This window comes from Pseudomonas sp. KU43P, from assembly GCF_033095865.1.
In the GTDB taxonomy this organism is placed as follows: Bacteria; Pseudomonadota; Gammaproteobacteria; order Pseudomonadales; family Pseudomonadaceae; genus Aquipseudomonas.
This window is the reverse complement of the sequence record NZ_AP019365.1, coordinates 3,024,067-3,039,462: the sequence shown is the minus strand read 5'-3', so window position 1 is coordinate 3,039,462 and position 15,396 is coordinate 3,024,067. Positions and strand designations below refer to the sequence as shown.

The window sequence follows — 15,396 nt, the reverse complement described above, 5'->3', positions numbered from 1 at the left end:
CTAATGCACTGAAACATATAGAGATTATTTTCTGTCTTCGCAGTGGCTGGCTTTTTGCAACATGAATCGCGCAACAACTGGCAGCTTAGGTTGCCCTGGTGGAGTGCCATTAAATTGCTACCCTCGGTAGCAAGGTGTTGATGGTCTTCTGAACGGAATCCCTGCGCGGGAACAAAGCGATGCAGCAGACGCTGGAAAACGAAGTTCCCGACAAAGCGGTAGCGCCGCCCGGCACAGCTCAGGCTGGGTCACTGCAGGACTTCAACCTGCTGCGCTGGTTCTCTGTCATCAGCCTGCTGATCATCGCGACCGTAGCCGGCAGCCTGGGTTATGTGTCCACTCGATTCGTGGTGCGTGACAGTGTCGAGCGCGATGCGATGCTTACGGCACAGTTCATCCAGGCCATGGCCCAAGCCGAAGTGCGCCACTCGCAGTTGCCGCCGGGCACCACCATGGGGGAGCTGCTCGACCCGCGACTGGACCTTCAGCACCTGCAGTTCACTCCGGCTCTGGCGGAGTCGACCCGGGTCGAATTTCTCGATCATGTCGAACATTTGCCCGACACCTTGCTGGCCAATGTGTACGCCCGCGACCGTACCATCGTCTGGTCGACCAACCCTGCGCTGGTTGGCAAGCGCATTGGCGATGACGGCGACCTGGAGCGTGCCTTCCGCTCGCGCAAGTCAGTGTCGGCCAGCTACCACAAGGCCGAAGAGGACCGTGAGGAGCAGCGATTCGAGCGTGATCCGCAGTACCTGTTCATCGAGAACTACATCCCCTTGTTCGACAGCCAGGGCGAGCAGGTGCTGGCCATGGTCGAGATCTACAAGGAACCCCAGGACCTTATCCGGCGTATCCAGCGCGGTTACGTGCTGATCTGGGCATCGACCCTGGTGGGTGGGGCGCTGATCTACTTCGGCCTGTTCTGGATCGTGCGCCGTGCTGCACTGATGCTGCAGCACCAGCAGGAACGCCTGGTGGCCAGCGAAACCTACGTGGCCTTGGGCGAGATGTCCTCGGCCGTGGCCCACAGCCTGCGCAACCCCTTGGCCAATATCCGCTCCAGCGCCGAACTGGCCCAAGAGATCGCCAACCCCCAGGCACAGAAGAACATCCAGGACATCATCAGCCAGGTCGACCGCATGTCGCGCTGGGTCCGCGAACTGCTAGTGTCGTTGCGCCCGACCAGCGATCACCCCGAAGCGGTGGACCTGGTGGCCGCCATCGAGGACACCCGTTCGGCCTTTGCGCATCAGATCGAACGCAACGGTGTGCATTTCAGCTTCGAGGGGCCGGCGGCGCAGTGGGTGACCAGCCAACCCTTGCAGTTGACACAGATTCTCAACAGCCTGTTTTCCAATGCGCTGGAAGCCATGCCCAAGGGCGGTGAACTGCGTGCCCAGGTCAGTGTGCAGGATGGCCAGCGCGTGGAGCTGATACTCAGCGACACCGGCAAGGGCATGACCCAGCAGCAAGAACGCATGGTGTTCAAACCATTCTTCACCACCAAGCAGGGCGGCCTCGGCGTCGGCCTGGCCTTGGCCAAGCGGATCATGGAACGGTTTGGCGGCTCGGTCAGCCTGAGTAGCCGGCAGGAGGAAGGAACCCGCGTCAGCCTTACTTTCAATATCGCAGCGGGAGGGGACCATGGAGCAGAGCATCCTGGTAGTCGAGGATGATGAAATTCTCGGCGAGAACATACGCACCTACCTGAGCCTCAAGGGCTACGAGGTGACCCTGTGCGACAACGCAGAGCTTGCGTTGGAGCAGATCAAGCGCGCCCAGCCCGATGCGGTGCTGACCGACAACTCGCTGCCCGGTATGAGCGGGCATGAACTATTGCGCACCCTGGTCGCCCAGGCACCGGAGCTCAAGGTGATCATGATGACCGGGTACGGCAACGTCGAAGATGCCGTGCAGGCCATGAAAGAGGGCGCCTTCCACTATTTGACAAAACCGGTGGTGCTGGCCGAACTCAAGCTGACCCTGGAGAAGGCTCTGGCCGCGGACCGCATGGAACGTACCCTGTCGTTCTACCAGGAGCGGGAAGCGCAGAAGTCAGGGTTGGGGGCGCTGATCGGCGAGTCGCCGGTCATGCACACACTCAAGCATACGCTGCGCCAGGTGCTCGACGCGGAGCGGCGCATGGCCAGCGACGACCTGCCACCGGTGCTGATCGAGGGCGAGACCGGCACGGGGAAGGAACTGGTGGCGCGTGCCTTGCACTTCGACGGTTCGCGCAGCAAGGGGCCGTTCATCGAATTCAACTGCGCCTCGATCCCCGCCAACCTGCTGGAGGCGGAGTTGTTCGGCCATGAGAAAGGGGCTTTCACCGACGCCAAGGAGCGCCGGGTGGGCCTGGTCGAGGCGGCCGACGGAGGCTCGCTGTTCCTCGACGAGATCGGCGAGATGGACTTGGTGCTGCAAGCCAAGCTGCTCAAGCTGCTGGAGGATCGCAGCATTCGCCGCATCGGCGCGGTGAAGGAGCGCAAGGTCGACCTGCGGGTCATCAGCGCCACCAACTGCAATCTGGAGCAGATGGTGCAACAGGGCAAGTTCCGCCGCGACCTGTTCTTCCGCCTGCGCATCATTGCGCTGAAAGTGCCGCGGCTGCATGCCCGCGGCCAGGACGTACTGCTGCTGGCGCGGCACTTCCTGGCCCACCATGGGCGCCGTTATGGCAAGCCCAACCTGCGCTTCAGTGCCGAGGCCGAGAGTTTGATGCTGGGCTACAGCTGGCCGGGCAATGTGCGCGAACTGCGCAACATGCTGGAGCAGACCGTGCTGCTGGCGCCCAACGAGGTGGTTCACGCGCACCAGCTCAACTTGTGCATGACCTTGATCGACGAGCCACTGACACCGCCGACGCCGATGCTCTACGAGGTGCCGCGACATGAGCCGGAGCCTGGCACTAGCCTGCCAGACATGGAGCGGGACTTGGTGTGCAAGACCCTGGATCGCACCGACTGGAACGTGACCAAGTCGGCGCGGATGTTGGGGTTGTCGCGGGATATGCTGCGTTACCGGATCGAGAAGCTCGGGCTTACCCGGCCCGATAAGCGCCAATGGTGAGGCGGGGCGCCGCGCGCCCCAGTCGCCGGCAATGGGCTGCACTGCAGCCCCTGGCCCGGTTCAGCGCTGACTTCCTTCGGCCCCACTCCCTTGCCCACCGGTCCCCTGCGACCCGCTGCCATCCATCCCTGGAAGGTCGCGATCGTCATTTTGCTTGGCCGGCGGGCTTGCCGGGTCATTGCCTTGAATGCGCGGGTCGGTATCCCGCGGCATGGGCTTCTCGATCGGGTTGAGGGTGCTATCGACACCCGGCTGGGGTGCCGGGTTATGCGGGTCGTCGGGGTAGGTCGGCCCTGTGCCGACCGCCAGGGCCAGCGGGCAGGCGAGCAGGGCGGCGAGCAATACACTTGTGCGGATCATGGGCAGGCTCCTTTGCGAGGGTAGGGCTTGTACTTCTGTTCGGCCCTACCCGGCGCGCCAAGGTGCCATCACCCCGATCGGCGGTCACACCACCATCGACAGCAACATGATGAAGATGATGCCGACCACCGAGAGCAGGGTCTCCATCATGCTCCAGGTCTTGAAGGTTTCCGCCACGGTCATGTTGAAGTACTGCTTCACCAGCCAGAACCCGGCGTCGTTGACGTGGGACAGGATCAGCGAACCGGCGCCGGTAGCCAGCACCAGCAGCTCGCGGTTGACCCCAGGCACCAGGTCGATCACCGGGGCGACGATGCCGGCGCCGGTAATGGTGGCGACCGTGGCCGAGCCTGTGGCGATGCGGATCACCGCAGCCACCAGCCAGGCCAGCAGGATTGGCGAGATCTGCGCCTGCACCGCCATCTGCCCGATCACGTTGCCGACGCCGGTATCCACCAGCATCTGCTTGAAACCGCCGCCAGCGCCCACGATCAGCACGATGGCTGCGGTGGGTGCCAGGCTCTGGTCGAGCATCTTCATGATCTGCTGGCGGCTGAAGCCACGCGCCGAACCGAAGGTATAGAAGGCCAGCAGCAGCGCCGCTAGCAGGGCAGTGATCGGGTGGCCGATCAGGTCCATCCACTGGCGCACGATGTGCTCGGCGGGCAACACCACGTCGGCGAAGGTCTTGAGCAGCATCAGCACCACCGGCAGCAGCACGGTGATCAGGGTGATGGAGAAGCTGGGCAGGTTGCTCTGGTCGGACTCCTTGGCAATCTGGTCCATCAGCTCCTGCGACGGATTGCCGGGGATGTAGCGAGCGATGAAGCTGCCGAACAATGGGCCGGCGATGACCGCCGTGGGCAAGGCGATCAACAGGCCATAGAAGATGGTCTTGCCGATGTCAGCGTGGAAGATGCCGATCGCCAGCAACGGGCCCGGGTGCGGCGGTACCAGGCCGTGGACAACGGACAGGCCGGCCAGCAGCGGGATGCCGATCTTGATCAGTGACACGCCCGAGCGCCGGGCGACGATGAACACCAGCGGTACCAGCAATACAAAGCCGATTTCGAAGAACAGCGGGATGCCGACCAGGAAGGCGGCGAACATCATGGCCCAGTGCACGTTCTTCTTGCCGAAGGCGCGAATCAGGGTCTGAGCTATCTGATCGGCCCCTCCTGAATCGGCCATCAGCTTGCCGAGCATGGTGCCCAGCGCAAGGACGATGCCGACGAAGCCGAGCACCCCGCCGAACCCGTCCTGGAACGACTTCATGACCTTGGCCACCGGCATGCCGGAGGTCAGGCCGAGGAAGCCGGCTGCCAGGGTCAGGGCGACGAAGGGGTGTACTTTGAAATGGGTGATCAGCAGGATCAGCCCGACGATGGTTACCAGGGCGTCGAGCAGCAGGTAGGTATCTGTAGCCAGTCCGAACATGGTGGTTATGCCTCGGTCTTATCGTTGTTTTTTGGCGTTGCTTGATTGAACGTTCGACGCTTCAAGGCATCGAGACAGCGCTGTCTTTGGTGAGCCGAAAAACCGCCGGTTCAGGCGGTCCGCGCCAGGTTTCGGTCACCGCAGGGCTTTAGCCAGGCATCCACGGTTTCGGCCAGGGACGCGACCGGCTGGGTGGCATCCAGCGGCAGGGTCAGTGCTTCGCCATGGGGTGGCTCAAGGGCTGCGAACTGGCTTTCTATGAGGCTTGCCGGCATGAAGTGGCCGGGGCGGGCGAGTACGCGCTTTTCTGCTTCGGCCGGGGTCAGCTCGAGGAATACGAAAGCCAGTTCCGGCATCGCGCCGCGCAAGGTATCGCGATAGCGGCGCTTGAGCGCGGAACAGGTGAGGATAGGCCGCTCGCCGGCCTTGACCGTGGCTTGCAGTTCCTGGCCCAGGCGCACCAGCCAGCCGGCACGGTCGTTGTCGTCCAGGGGGATGCCGGCGCTCATCTTGCGGATGTTTTCGGCAGGGTGAAACGCGTCGCCTTCGATCAGGCGGCCGCCACTTCTGGCGGCGATGGCGGCGCCGATGCTGCTTTTGCCGCAGCCGGCCACACCCATCACCACAATGGCGGTCAGGGGAGCATTCATTCAGTACCTCCTGCGGGGTGAGATAGCGCTGTCTCGGCATGAACGAGACGCCACTCCCCGGTGTTATTGATTTTGTCCTTACGCAGTATGGACGCTTGGCAGAGTGCGTGTAGTGGCCGCTACCAAAGATTACATTGCCTGCGTCCTGAGACAGCGCTACCTTAGTGGCCGTTCCCCTCCCTTGGCAAGTAGTAAAATTACAACATTCATGTCTCGCACAGGCTCTCGCACCACCGGTCGTCCCACGCTGGCAGAAGTCGCCAGGCTCTCCGGGGTTTCCCCGATTACCGCTTCCCGCGCCTTGCGCGGCATCAGCACGGTGGCCCCGGAGCTGGTGGAAAAGGTCATTGCTGCCGCGGCGAACCTGGGTTACGTCGCAAACCCGGCTGCCCGGGCGCTGGCTTCAGCGCGCAGCCAGTCGGTGGTGGTACTGATTCCGTCGTTGTCCAACCAGCTGTTCATCGACACCTTGGAGGCTATCCACGAGGTCATGCGCCCGCGCGGGCTCGAAGTGCTGATCGGCAACTATCACTACGACATCGACGAAGAAGAGAACCTCATTCGCAATTATCTGGCGTATCAGCCGTGCGGTATGCTGCTGACCGGTTTCGATCGCAGCGAGGCTTCGCGGCAGATGCTGCTGGCCAGCGGGGTGCCGTGCGTGCACATGATGGAGCTGGGCGGTGAACCCGGCGCGCTGTCGGTGGGCTTCTCCCAGCAGCAGGCTGGCCGCGCTGCCGCACGCCACTTGATCGAGCGCGGTCGGCAGCGATTGGCGTTCATTGCCGCGCAGCTCGACCCGCGGGTGATGCAGCGTGCCGAGGGCTTCCGCCAGGCCCTGGCCGAAGCCGGCATGCAGGCCACGGAGCTGGAAATACTGGCGCCGCAGCCCTCGTCGATCGCCCTGGGCAGCGAGCTGTTCAGCCAGTTGCTGGCAAAGGCGCCGGATGTGGACGGCATTTTCTTCTGCAACGACGACCTGGCCCAGGGCGCGGTGCTCCAGGCATTGCGCCAGGGCATCGACGTGCCGCGCCAGGTGGCGATGGTGGGCTTCAATGACCTGCCGGCGTCGGCGCATATGGTCCCGCGGTTGACCTCTATTCGTACACCGCGCGCAGCCGTTGGTCGGAGCGCGGCGCAAGCGTTGCTGGCCTTGCTCGACGGCAAGCGTGTGGCGGCCGAGCAGCAGGATCTGGGCTTCGAGTTGATGGTGCGCGAGAGTTCCTGAATGGCCTCGGTTCTGCCAGCAAGTCCTTATGGCGTAATGATTATTCACTAAGTGATAGCAGTGTGCTTGCACGCCGCTTGCGCCGATCTATGCTCAGGGAACTCCTGCGCATAAAGGACCCCGGCGCCATGTTCGATTTTCATCGCAAGTCCGATTTGATCGAGATCCAACGCATTCGCCAGGCGTTGGCCGACAGCCAAGCCAAGCTCGCGGCGATCAGCCGCAACATGGCGATGATCGAGTTCGCCCCCGATGGCACAATCCTTGATGCCAATCCCCAGTTCTGCCAGGCCATGGGGTACAGCGTCGAGGAATTGCGAGGCAAGCATCACCGGCTGTTCTGCGACCCCACCTACGCCAAGAGCGCCGAGTATCAGCAGCTGTGGCGTGAGCTGGGCGAAGGGCGGGCTATCAGTGGCACCTTCGAGCGGCTCGACAAGGCCGGCCGCGAGGTTTGGCTCGAAGCCAGCTACATGCCGGTGATCGATGAGCGCCAGCAGGTCACCAGTGTGATCAAGGTGGCGTCCGACATCAGCCAGCGGGTCAAGGATGAGCATGAGAGTGAAAGCCTGCTCAAGGCCATCGGCCGCTCAATGGCCGTGGTCGAATTCACCCCGCAGGGGCGGGTGATAAAAGCCAACGAGAACTTCCTCGCCACCATGGGTTATCGCATGGAAGAGGTGGTGGGCCGCCATCACGGCCTGTTCTGCCAGGCCCATGAGCGCGAATCGGCCCAGTACCGCGAATTCTGGGCATCGCTCAATCGGGGCGAATACCATTCCCATCGTTTCGAACGGGTCAACAAGCAGGGCCAGACGGTATACCTGGAGGCGTCCTACAACCCGATCTTCGACAGCAAGGGCCGGCTGTACAAGGTGGTGAAGTTCGCCAGCGACATCACGGCCCAGGTCAGCACCCAGCAAAGCGCCGCAGACGCGGCTCATGCCAGTTCGGTGCAAACTGATGCCTGCGCACGCAAAGGTACCGAGGTGGTCCAGCAGACGGTGCAGGTGATCGAACAGATTTCCCAGGAGCTCAACGACGCTGCCCGCAGTATCGATGCGGTGAGCAAGCAGTCGGACGTGATCGGCCAGATCGTACTGACCATTCGCGGCATCGCCGACCAGACCAACCTGCTGGCCCTGAATGCTGCCATCGAAGCAGCGCGCGCCGGTGAGCATGGCCGTGGCTTCGCGGTGGTCGCCGACGAGGTGCGCAGCCTGGCGGCGCGTACCAGCAAGGCGACGTTGGAAATCGTCGATGTGGTGCGGCAGAATCACGACCTGTCGCTGACCGCGGTGGCCAGCATGCAATCGAGCCTGACACGCACCGGGCGCGGGGTGGAGTTGGCCAACGAGGCCGGTACGGTGATCATGGAGATCCAGCAGGGCTCACGGCACGTGGTCGATGCGATCAGCCAGATCAGTTCGACGTTGCAATTGCACTGAGGGTATCGGTCAGTTCCTGTTGCAGGGTCATCAGGCTCTCTTCCAGCTGCTTTTGCAGCGCCTCGGTGGGCATGCCTTTCGCCTGGGCATGCTCGATGGCTTCGCAATCGCTCACCACACCGCGCACCTTGAGTATCTTCGCGCCTCCCTTGATGCGGTGAGCGATGCGTCCCAGGGCGTCGTCTTGCGGTGAGGCGCCCAGTGCGCGCAAGGCCGCGAGGTCTTCACCGGCACTCTGGGCCAGTTGCGAAAGCAGATGCCGGGTCAATTGCGGGTCATCCTGGGTCAGGTGGCGCAGTTCGTTCAGCTGGAACCCACTGGCCCGCGCAGGGGGGGTAACGGCATCGGTTCGAACCTGTGGCAGGTGCATCTTCAGGGTGCGCAGGCCGATCGGCTTGAACAGGCAGTCGTCCATGCCGCTCGCCAGACAGCGCTCGCGCTCTTCGACCTGGGCGTTGGCGGTGACGCCAAGGATCCTGCAGGCAGGTGTTCCTCGTGCATGCTCCATCTGGCGGATCCGGCGGGCCAGCTCATGGCCGTCCATCACCGGCATGCTGCAATCGGTGATCACTAGGTCGAACGCCGCCTGTTGCCACAAGGCCAGTGCGGCTTCGCCATGCTCGGCCAGGGTTACCCGGTGGCCCAGGCTATCGAGCTGCTTTTCCAGCAACAGCAAGTTGGCAGGGTAGTCATCGACCACAAGGATGTTCAGCGGCTTGCCCTGATGCTCTTGCGGGGGCGCACCCAGTTCGGGGGATGGTGGCGCGGTACTGATGGGCAACTGCAACTTGACGTGGACCAGGGTGCCTACGCCTTGCACGCTCTGCAGGTGGAGCTTGCCGCCCATCAGCTCGGCCAGGGTGCGGCTGATGACCAGGCCCAGGCCGGCGCCCTGGTGCGCACGCGGGCCTTCTGCCTGAGCGAAGGCACTGAATAGCCGAGCCTGGTCCGCGACGCCGATGCCGATACCCGTGTCGCGTACACACATTTCCACCTGAATGTCGTGGCCAGATGCGCCGGGGTAGAGCTGTAAGCTGGTGTGCACGTCGCCGCGGTCGGTGAACTTGATGGCGTTGCTCAGCAGGTTGGAGAGAATCTGCTTGATCCGCAGCGGGTCAACCATGACCCATGCCGGCCCCTGGGGCAATTCGCTTCGCAGGTGGAGGCCCTTGCTGCGGGCGTTGACTTCGAACACCCGCAGGGTACCGCGCACCAGTTCGACCAGATCGGTGGCAGCAGGCTGCAAGGTCATGTGCCCGGATTCGATGCGTGAAATGTCCAGGATGTCGCCGATCAGGCCCAGCAGGCCCACCGCCGAATCGTGCGCGGTTTGTAGCATCTGCGTGTCGCAGCGGCTGACGCGGCTGTCTTCCAGGGCCAGTTCGAGCAGGCCGATCACGGCATTCATCGGGGTTCGGATTTCATGGCTCATGGTGGCCAGGAAGGTGCTCTTGGTCTGGTTGGCCTGTTCCGCATCGTCCTTGGCCTGGCGCAGCTGTTCGAGCAGGCCGCGGCTGAGGGCCAGCTGCGCCTGCAAGGCGTGCTGGGCCTCGGTGCGCTGATGGATCAATTTGCGCAGGTAGCTGTTCCAGAACACCACGCCAGCCAGCAGCAGGGCCGACAGCACCAGCACCTGCAATGCCAAGGTGCGGTAGTTGCGCCAGGGGCTGTCGCTGACCAGCGAACTGGTACGCCAGCGATTGATCAACTGATCCAGCTCTTCGGGTGGAATGCTCAGCAGTGTCTTGTCGAGGATGGACTGCAGTTGGAACTGGTCCGGGACGACGGCGAACGCGGCAACGGCCGGGTCGTCGCCGAGCACGCTGGCAATGCGCAATTGGTCTTTGAACACGTGGTTTATGTAATAGGTGGCATTGATATGGCTGCTGTACGCCACGTCGGCATCGCCGTTGGCCACCGTTTCCATCAGCGCCAAGGGGTTGTTGGCTTCGATCACCTTGGCATCGGGGTACTGGCGCAACACCTCGGCGCGTAGTGGCGAGCCACGCAACAGGGCGATGCGCTTGCTCTCCAGGGCGCGGCTCTGCAGCGGCCATGCAGCCTGGTTGCGCGTCACCAGCACCCTGGGGCTGACCAGGTAGGGCCGGGTATAGCGCAGCTGGCTGGCACGCTCGGCGCCGTAGCCTAGGGCGCCAATCATCTGCGCCTCGCCTTGGGCTACCTGCTCGACCATGGTCTGCACGCTATCGCGCTCCATGAGCCTGAAGTTCAGCCCGGTGCGCAGGGTGATCTGCTTGAGCAGGTCGACGGTGATGCCGCTGGCGCGCTGCTGGGTATCGTTGAATGTCAGCGGCGCGAGCGCCGGGTCGACTAGCACGCTGACCGTCGGGTTGCGTTCGATCCAGGCTTTTTCTTCATCGCTCAGGGCGGACAGGTGGCGCTCCAGCAGGAGGCTGGTGTTGCCACTGGTCCAGCGCCGCAGAATGGTCAGGCGCTCGCTTTCGGTGATCCTGTCCAGCGCCGCGTCGATCAGGCGCCGCAGGCGCAGGTTGTCATTGGCAAGGGCAAAGGAAAAGGTGCCGGGCTGGGCTTGGCAGAAGCTGTCGATTTTCACCGTGCCTTGATAGCTCTTGCCGATCAGGTAGTCGGTGCTGATGGCATCGCCCAGATATGCATCCGCTTCACCCAGCTCGACGGCCGCAAGCCCGGCCAGGGTCGAGCGGTAGAGGCTCAGCTGTGCTTTGGGGTAAAGCGCGCGAACCGCTTCCCCGGGCAAGTAATGGTCGACCATCGCCAGGCGCAGGCCGGCGAGTTCTGGGTTGTTCTTCAGGCTGCGGCCTTCACGGGTGACGATCACTGGCAGGTCGTCGGCATAGGGCAGGCTGAGGCTGAGCTGGGCGTCGGCCGCTTCGAAGCCGTTGGAACTGCCCAGCAGGTCGATCTTGCCCTCGCGCAGGGCGGTGATCGCTTCATGGCGACTGGAAAAGCGCCTGACTTCCACCGGGATACCCAGTTGCTCACCGATCAGCCCCGCGAAGTCAGCGCTCAGGCCTTCGTAGTCGGCCTGGCTGATGTTGATTTCGAAGGGCGGGTAGTCTGGGCGCGAACTGCCCAGCAGCAGGGCTTTGCGCTGCTGCAGCCACTGACGGTCCTGATGGTCCAGGCGCAGCGGCTGCGTGGCACTGGTGGCACGCGCCAGCAACTGGCGTGGTTCGGCATCGGCGAGTGTCGGCAGGGGGCTGCAGGCCAGGCTCAAGGCCAGGAGCATGCCGGCGTGCAAGCGCTTCATGGCGATGGTGGGCTCAACTGACGTGGTTGCGCTTGGCCAGATCGACCATTTCCACCAACGATTCGGTCTTGAGCTTCTCCATGATGCGCCCTCGATAGGTGCTGATGGTCTTGGCGCTGAGGTTCATGCTGCTGCCGATGTGCTTGTTGTTTTCGCCTCGGGCCAGCCGCCGCAAGACCTCCATCTCGCGGTTGGACAGGCTTCCCAGACGGCTAGGTTCGCTGTCGAGCGTGTTGCTGTTGACTGACATCTGTGGAAACGTCGAGTAGCCCTTGATCAAGGCCTTGAGGGCGAAAATCAGCGCATCGTGATCTTCATCCTTGGTCACGAAGGCGCCAATACCGGCATCCAGGCAGCGGCGTACATAGAGATCGGTTGCCTGCCCGGTCAGAACCATGATCTTGGGCGTAGGCTCAAGTTGCTGGAGGCGCTTGATGACCTCCATGCCATCCAGGCCGGGGAGGCCGATATCGAGAATCACCACATCAGGGCGCAGTTCGCGCGCCACCTGTGCCACTTCGCTTCCATTGCCTACCTCGCCCACGACACGGAAGCGCTCACGCTCCAGTAGCAGGCGCATGGACAGTCTGACGATGGGGTGGTCGTCGACGATCAACACGGTTGTCATGAAGTTAACTCCTGTCGGAATTGTGGGTCGTTTCCTGTGCTTATTCAGGAATGCGTCTGCAAGTTATTTCTGCATCGCAGCACGATACGGCCATTCCGGTTCCTTGGTAATGGCGAGTATAGATCTGTTGAACAAGCGAGCATGTGCCGTGGAAAATTCCTACAACATATCGGAAGAAGCATCGCCCGGACGCGGCACTGCCGGGCGCAGACAGCTCGTTTACTGGCAGGCGGGATGGGGCTTGAGGATACGCAGCGTCGATGCCGGGTTGTTGACCAACGCCAGGCCGACCCGTGTGGGGCGCGGCAGCAGTTGGCCAGAACAGTTCGGGCAGACGCCCTGCAGGCGGGTATCGGTGCAACGGCGGCAGAACGTGCACTCGAACGAGCAGATGAATGCCTCCGGGCTATCGCCCGGCAAGTCGGCATCGCAGCATTCGCAATTGGGGCGTAGATCCAGCATGGGCGTGACTCCGGTATGCAGTGAAGTGCTCCGGAGTCTGCATGGCACGTATGCCGTTGGCAATTCTCACTCGCCAGGGCGGTAGAGGTGCGCGTGCCCGGCGCGGTACAAGGCCGATTCGGCAAACGGTGCATCGCCCAGTACATGGCCAACAAGGATCAGCGCGGTGCGGCGAAAGCCCTTTGCCGCCACCTGTTCGACGATGCCGGCCAAGGTTCCGCGGACCCAGTCCTGGTCAGGCCAGGTGGCGCGATGGACCACGGCAATCGGGCAGTCCGCGCCGTAATGGGGGCGCAGCTCCTCGACGATGCGCGGCAGGTGCTTGACCCCGAGGTGGATGGCCAAGGTTGCGCCGTGGCGGGCCAAGTCGCCGAGCTGCTCGCCGGCGGGCATCGGCGAGCTGTCGCCGTAACGGGTCAGGATGACGGTCTGCGCCACATCCGGCAGGGTCAGTTCACAGCCCAGCAAGGCGGCGCTGGCGGCAGTGGCGGTGACACCGGGGATGATCTGGTAGTCGATACCCAGCGCGCGCAGATGGCGAATCTGCTCGCCGATGGCGCCGTACAGGCTGGGGTCGCCACTGTGCACGCGCGCCACATCCTGGCCTTGGGCATGGGCAGCACGCATGGCATCGATGATCTGCTCGAGGTGCAGCTCGGCGCTGTTGATGACTGTCTCGGCCTGATGGCCTTCGAGCACCGCAGGCGGTACCAGGGAGCCGGCATAGATAATGACCGGGCATTGACGGATCAGGCGCTGGCCCTTGACCGTGATCAGCTCCGGGTCGCCTGGGCCGGCACCGATGAAGTAGACCGTCATGGAAATTCCTTGCAGTGAATGATTGAAGCGATTATCCGCCGCAGGCCAGGGCGACGGTAGCGGTGCCTGAAGCATGCCGTGTGACTTTGAGCCTGGCTGTGCCGTGCGTGCGGCTGGCCAGCGCCAGTGCCGTGCTTTCGGCGACGCCCCAGCAGCCGCTGTGGGCATAGGCGGTCGCCGAGCGATGGCTCAGGCAAGGCTCGAATGCTTGTAGCTGGCTGGCATCGAACGTCGCCAGGGGCAGTCCGTGGCGCAAGGCCAATTGCACTAGCCCGGGTTCATCGGCTTTGAGGCTGATCGTGGCGATGCCCTGTACTGCGTCCAGCGTCAGGCCATGGGCAGCCAGGCTTTGGCGCAGCAGGGCGTCGAGGGTGTCTACCGGGCAGCCGCGGCGGCAGCCGAAGCCGGCATACAGTGCCGGCAGCGACGGTTCGATGGCCATCAGGCCTGTTGGGCGCGGCGGTACAGCCAGGCGCTGAGCAGGCCCAGGGCTAGCCAGAACGCGGCATTGGTCAGCCACGAGGCGATCTTGAACTGAGTCTCCAGCGCCTCGGGTGCCAGGCTCTGGTGAACCTCAGGCTGTGGTGCGCCAATTACATGCGGGACCACCAGCAGTACCGCGCCGGCGGCCTTGAGCAGCCAGTGGCGGGAGAACACCAGCAGTGCAAGCCCCAGCGCGGTGGCGGCCGCAGTGCCGACCCACCAGCTCTGGCGTTGGCCCAGGTCGGCGGCTGCGGTGCCTGGCAGTTCGGGCGGCAGGCCCAGGGTGGGCGCCAGGCAGAACACCGCGAAGCCGGCCAAGCCCCACAGCGCACCGGTGCTGACCCGGTTGGGCTCACGCAGGCTGTACAGGGCGGCGAGGATCAGGGCGAAACCGACGGCTACCACCAGGTTGCCGCCAGTGGTCGAGAGGATGCGCTGCCAGCCATCCTCCGGCGACCAGGCCTCGGCACTGTGCTCGTGGGCGGCTACCGCTTCGCCGTCATGGCTGTGGTGCTCGGCGGCGGGGGCTGCCGACTCGTAGGTTTCGGCCTGGAGAATTAACGGGGCGACCCAGAAGCTTTGCAGCAGGGTCAGCAGCAAGGCAGCGAGCAGGCCGCTGAACCCGGCGGTGCGGGCAATGCGCTTGATCATGGGGCGGGCCTCAGTGGCAGGGGAACGCGGCGCTGTGGCGAGTATCGTGAGCGGCGTTGTGTACCGCCTCGATGTGCGAGAAACCGGCGAAGTAGACCAGGCACAGGCCGAGCAGGCTGGCCGCAGCGGCGATGACGACACGCTGGCTGAGGGTGACGGGGGTGGCGATGCTGTGCTTGGCGCTGGAAATGGGCATGACGCGATCCTTTGTTGTTTGGAAACTCAACGGGCAAGCGCGGCAGCCCCGGACACCAAGCGCCCGAGGGAATGCGACAGCGCCCGCCCACCGCGGGGTGTTCATGTGACGCCAGGCCGGTCTCCGGGCTTGCGAGGAGGAGCAGGGCTCCTTTGTAAAGCGTCACCTTCCCATGCCCAATGGCGTGGCACAGTGGTCTAGACGCTTCGCTCGCTTACCGTTGCGGGGGCAGCACCGGTCTTGTCCGGCCCTGTTGGAGGGCCTGCGACGCACCGGTTTCCCGTTTCACCCCCGAGGGGGCACCTGAACGCAAGGCGTGAGGAGAGCACGGGGCAGGGTTTCCGTCAATTGATTGCATTTGATTGCTGAGGGTGGGGGAAGATTGGGTTTGGGATTTAGGGTGGGGCGGAAATCGCGTCGGCCTGTAGGGGTGGATTCATCCGCGATGCGCCGCGCGGCCAGCGCTTGACCACCCGCCACCCCCCGCGTAGCCTTGCCGCTTCGAGGTTCTTCGGCCACGCCGAAGCTAAGACGGGAACGCGGTACAAGCCGCGGCTGCCCCCGCAACTGTAAGCACCGGCAACGGATCGACACAGCCACTGCGCCCAGGCGCGGGAAGGCGTCATCCTACCTGGCCCCCTTGACTGACCGGGGCCGGAACGGTGCGAGCCAGGAGACCTGCCTCGTCACGTTTTCGACTTTCAACCGGGCG

Annotated in this window: 14 protein-coding genes, 1 pseudogene and 2 riboswitches; of the genes and pseudogenes, 5 read left to right on the top strand and 10 right to left on the bottom strand. The window is 63.7% G+C overall.

Going from position 1 to position 15,396, the window contains the following annotated elements; translation table 11 throughout:
- Positions 1 to 179: 179 nt before the first annotated feature.
- Together KU43P_RS13820 and KU43P_RS13815 are read left to right on the top strand one after the other, a co-directional pair.
- Positions 180 to 1,679, top strand: a complete 1,500-nt coding sequence (locus KU43P_RS13820; RefSeq protein WP_317657938.1) for a sensor histidine kinase — start codon at positions 180 to 182, stop codon at positions 1,677 to 1,679.
- Positions 1,648 to 3,072 carry a sigma-54-dependent transcriptional regulator gene (locus KU43P_RS13815; protein ID WP_317657937.1) on the top strand — a complete coding sequence of 475 codons (1,425 nt, stop codon included), beginning with the start codon at positions 1,648 to 1,650 and terminating at the stop codon, positions 3,070 to 3,072. Before KU43P_RS13820 ends, KU43P_RS13815 begins: the two co-directional genes overlap by 32 nt.
- 60 nt (positions 3,073 to 3,132) lie before the next feature.
- On the opposite strand, the gene KU43P_RS13810 is transcribed toward KU43P_RS13815, so the two are convergent.
- From KU43P_RS13810 to KU43P_RS13800, 3 genes are all read right to left on the bottom strand, one after another.
- On the bottom strand, positions 3,133 to 3,432 hold the full coding sequence (locus KU43P_RS13810; RefSeq protein ID WP_317657936.1) for a hypothetical protein: 300 nt from the start codon (positions 3,430 to 3,432) through the stop codon (positions 3,133 to 3,135).
- Between the two features lie 84 nt (positions 3,433 to 3,516).
- Positions 3,517 to 4,869: a GntP family permease gene (locus tag KU43P_RS13805; protein ID WP_317657935.1), complete on the bottom strand. Its 1,353-nt coding sequence runs from the start codon at positions 4,867 to 4,869 to the stop codon at positions 3,517 to 3,519.
- 110 nt (positions 4,870 to 4,979) lie between these two features.
- Positions 4,980 to 5,519, bottom strand: a complete 540-nt coding sequence (locus tag KU43P_RS13800; protein WP_317657934.1) for a gluconokinase — start codon at positions 5,517 to 5,519, stop codon at positions 4,980 to 4,982.
- A gap of 208 nt (positions 5,520 to 5,727) precedes the next feature.
- On the opposite strand from KU43P_RS13800, the gene KU43P_RS13795 reads away from it, so the two are divergent.
- The 3 genes and pseudogenes from KU43P_RS13795 (at position 5,728) to KU43P_RS27060 (ending at position 8,195) form a co-directional block, all read left to right on the top strand.
- The gene (locus KU43P_RS13795) at positions 5,728 to 6,747 is read left to right on the top strand and encodes a LacI family DNA-binding transcriptional regulator (protein WP_317657933.1); all 1,020 of its coding nucleotides are present in this window, start codon (positions 5,728 to 5,730) and stop codon (positions 6,745 to 6,747) included.
- 89 nt (positions 6,748 to 6,836) lie between these two features.
- A pseudogene (locus KU43P_RS27065) lies at positions 6,837 to 7,658 on the top strand (PAS domain-containing protein); the annotation flags it as partial.
- A 42-nt stretch (positions 7,659 to 7,700) separates the two neighbouring features.
- On the top strand, positions 7,701 to 8,195 hold the full coding sequence (locus KU43P_RS27060) for a methyl-accepting chemotaxis protein (protein ID WP_373874184.1): 495 nt from the start codon (positions 7,701 to 7,703) through the stop codon (positions 8,193 to 8,195).
- Here KU43P_RS27060 and KU43P_RS13785 read toward each other — a convergent pair.
- From KU43P_RS13785 to KU43P_RS13755, 7 genes are all read right to left on the bottom strand, one after another.
- Positions 8,170 to 11,445, bottom strand: a complete 3,276-nt coding sequence (locus KU43P_RS13785; protein WP_317657931.1) for a transporter substrate-binding domain-containing protein — start codon at positions 11,443 to 11,445, stop codon at positions 8,170 to 8,172. The two genes, KU43P_RS27060 and KU43P_RS13785, sit on opposite strands and share 26 nt — an antisense overlap.
- 13 nt (positions 11,446 to 11,458) lie before the next feature.
- Positions 11,459 to 12,073: a response regulator transcription factor gene (locus KU43P_RS13780; protein ID WP_317657930.1), complete on the bottom strand. Its 615-nt coding sequence runs from the start codon at positions 12,071 to 12,073 to the stop codon at positions 11,459 to 11,461.
- 219 nt (positions 12,074 to 12,292) lie between these two features.
- Positions 12,293 to 12,535: a DUF1272 domain-containing protein gene (locus KU43P_RS13775; RefSeq protein WP_317657929.1), complete on the bottom strand. Its 243-nt coding sequence runs from the start codon at positions 12,533 to 12,535 to the stop codon at positions 12,293 to 12,295.
- Between the two features lie 66 nt (positions 12,536 to 12,601).
- Positions 12,602 to 13,354 (bottom strand): precorrin-4 C(11)-methyltransferase, encoded by a 753-nt coding sequence (gene cobM / locus KU43P_RS13770; RefSeq protein ID WP_317657928.1) that lies wholly within the window; start codon positions 13,352 to 13,354, stop codon positions 12,602 to 12,604.
- A gap of 31 nt (positions 13,355 to 13,385) precedes the next feature.
- Positions 13,386 to 13,778, bottom strand: a complete 393-nt coding sequence (locus KU43P_RS13765; protein WP_317663815.1) for a cobalamin biosynthesis protein — start codon at positions 13,776 to 13,778, stop codon at positions 13,386 to 13,388.
- A gap of 17 nt (positions 13,779 to 13,795) precedes the next feature.
- Positions 13,796 to 14,488, bottom strand: coding sequence for a CbtA family protein (locus KU43P_RS13760; protein ID WP_317657927.1), 693 nt, complete (start codon positions 14,486 to 14,488; stop codon positions 13,796 to 13,798).
- A gap of 10 nt (positions 14,489 to 14,498) precedes the next feature.
- Complete coding sequence (locus KU43P_RS13755; RefSeq protein ID WP_317657926.1) at positions 14,499 to 14,684, bottom strand: CbtB domain-containing protein; 186 nt, start codon at positions 14,682 to 14,684, stop codon at positions 14,499 to 14,501.
- Between the two features lie 96 nt (positions 14,685 to 14,780).
- Positions 14,781 to 15,006: riboswitch (cobalamin riboswitch) on the bottom strand.
- 165 nt (positions 15,007 to 15,171) lie between these two features.
- Positions 15,172 to 15,385: riboswitch (cobalamin riboswitch) on the top strand.
- Positions 15,386 to 15,396 lie beyond the last annotated feature (11 nt).

What these genes read in the sequence shown, in the direction of transcription:
- KU43P_RS13800 (WP_317657934.1), bottom strand. Translation starts at nt 5,519, where the DNA reads ATGAATGCTCCCCTGACCGCCATTGTGGTGATGGGTGTGGCCGGCTGC.
- KU43P_RS13780 (WP_317657930.1), bottom strand. Translation starts at nt 12,073, where the DNA reads ATGACAACCGTGTTGATCGTCGACGACCACCCCATCGTCAGACTGTCC.
- KU43P_RS13795 (WP_317657933.1), top strand. Translation starts at nt 5,728, where the DNA reads ATGTCTCGCACAGGCTCTCGCACCACCGGTCGTCCCACGCTGGCAGAA.
- KU43P_RS13820 (WP_317657938.1), top strand. Translation starts at nt 180, where the DNA reads ATGCAGCAGACGCTGGAAAACGAAGTTCCCGACAAAGCGGTAGCGCCG.
- KU43P_RS13785 (WP_317657931.1), bottom strand. Translation starts at nt 11,445, where the DNA reads ATGAAGCGCTTGCACGCCGGCATGCTCCTGGCCTTGAGCCTGGCCTGC.
- cobM (WP_317657928.1), bottom strand. Translation starts at nt 13,354, where the DNA reads ATGACGGTCTACTTCATCGGTGCCGGCCCAGGCGACCCGGAGCTGATC.
- KU43P_RS13755 (WP_317657926.1), bottom strand. Translation starts at nt 14,684, where the DNA reads ATGCCCATTTCCAGCGCCAAGCACAGCATCGCCACCCCCGTCACCCTC.
- KU43P_RS13805 (WP_317657935.1), bottom strand. Translation starts at nt 4,869, where the DNA reads ATGTTCGGACTGGCTACAGATACCTACCTGCTGCTCGACGCCCTGGTA.
- KU43P_RS13815 (WP_317657937.1), top strand. Translation starts at nt 1,648, where the DNA reads ATGGAGCAGAGCATCCTGGTAGTCGAGGATGATGAAATTCTCGGCGAG.
- KU43P_RS13775 (WP_317657929.1), bottom strand. Translation starts at nt 12,535, where the DNA reads ATGCTGGATCTACGCCCCAATTGCGAATGCTGCGATGCCGACTTGCCG.
- KU43P_RS13810 (WP_317657936.1), bottom strand. Translation starts at nt 3,432, where the DNA reads ATGATCCGCACAAGTGTATTGCTCGCCGCCCTGCTCGCCTGCCCGCTG.
- KU43P_RS13760 (WP_317657927.1), bottom strand. Translation starts at nt 14,488, where the DNA reads ATGATCAAGCGCATTGCCCGCACCGCCGGGTTCAGCGGCCTGCTCGCT.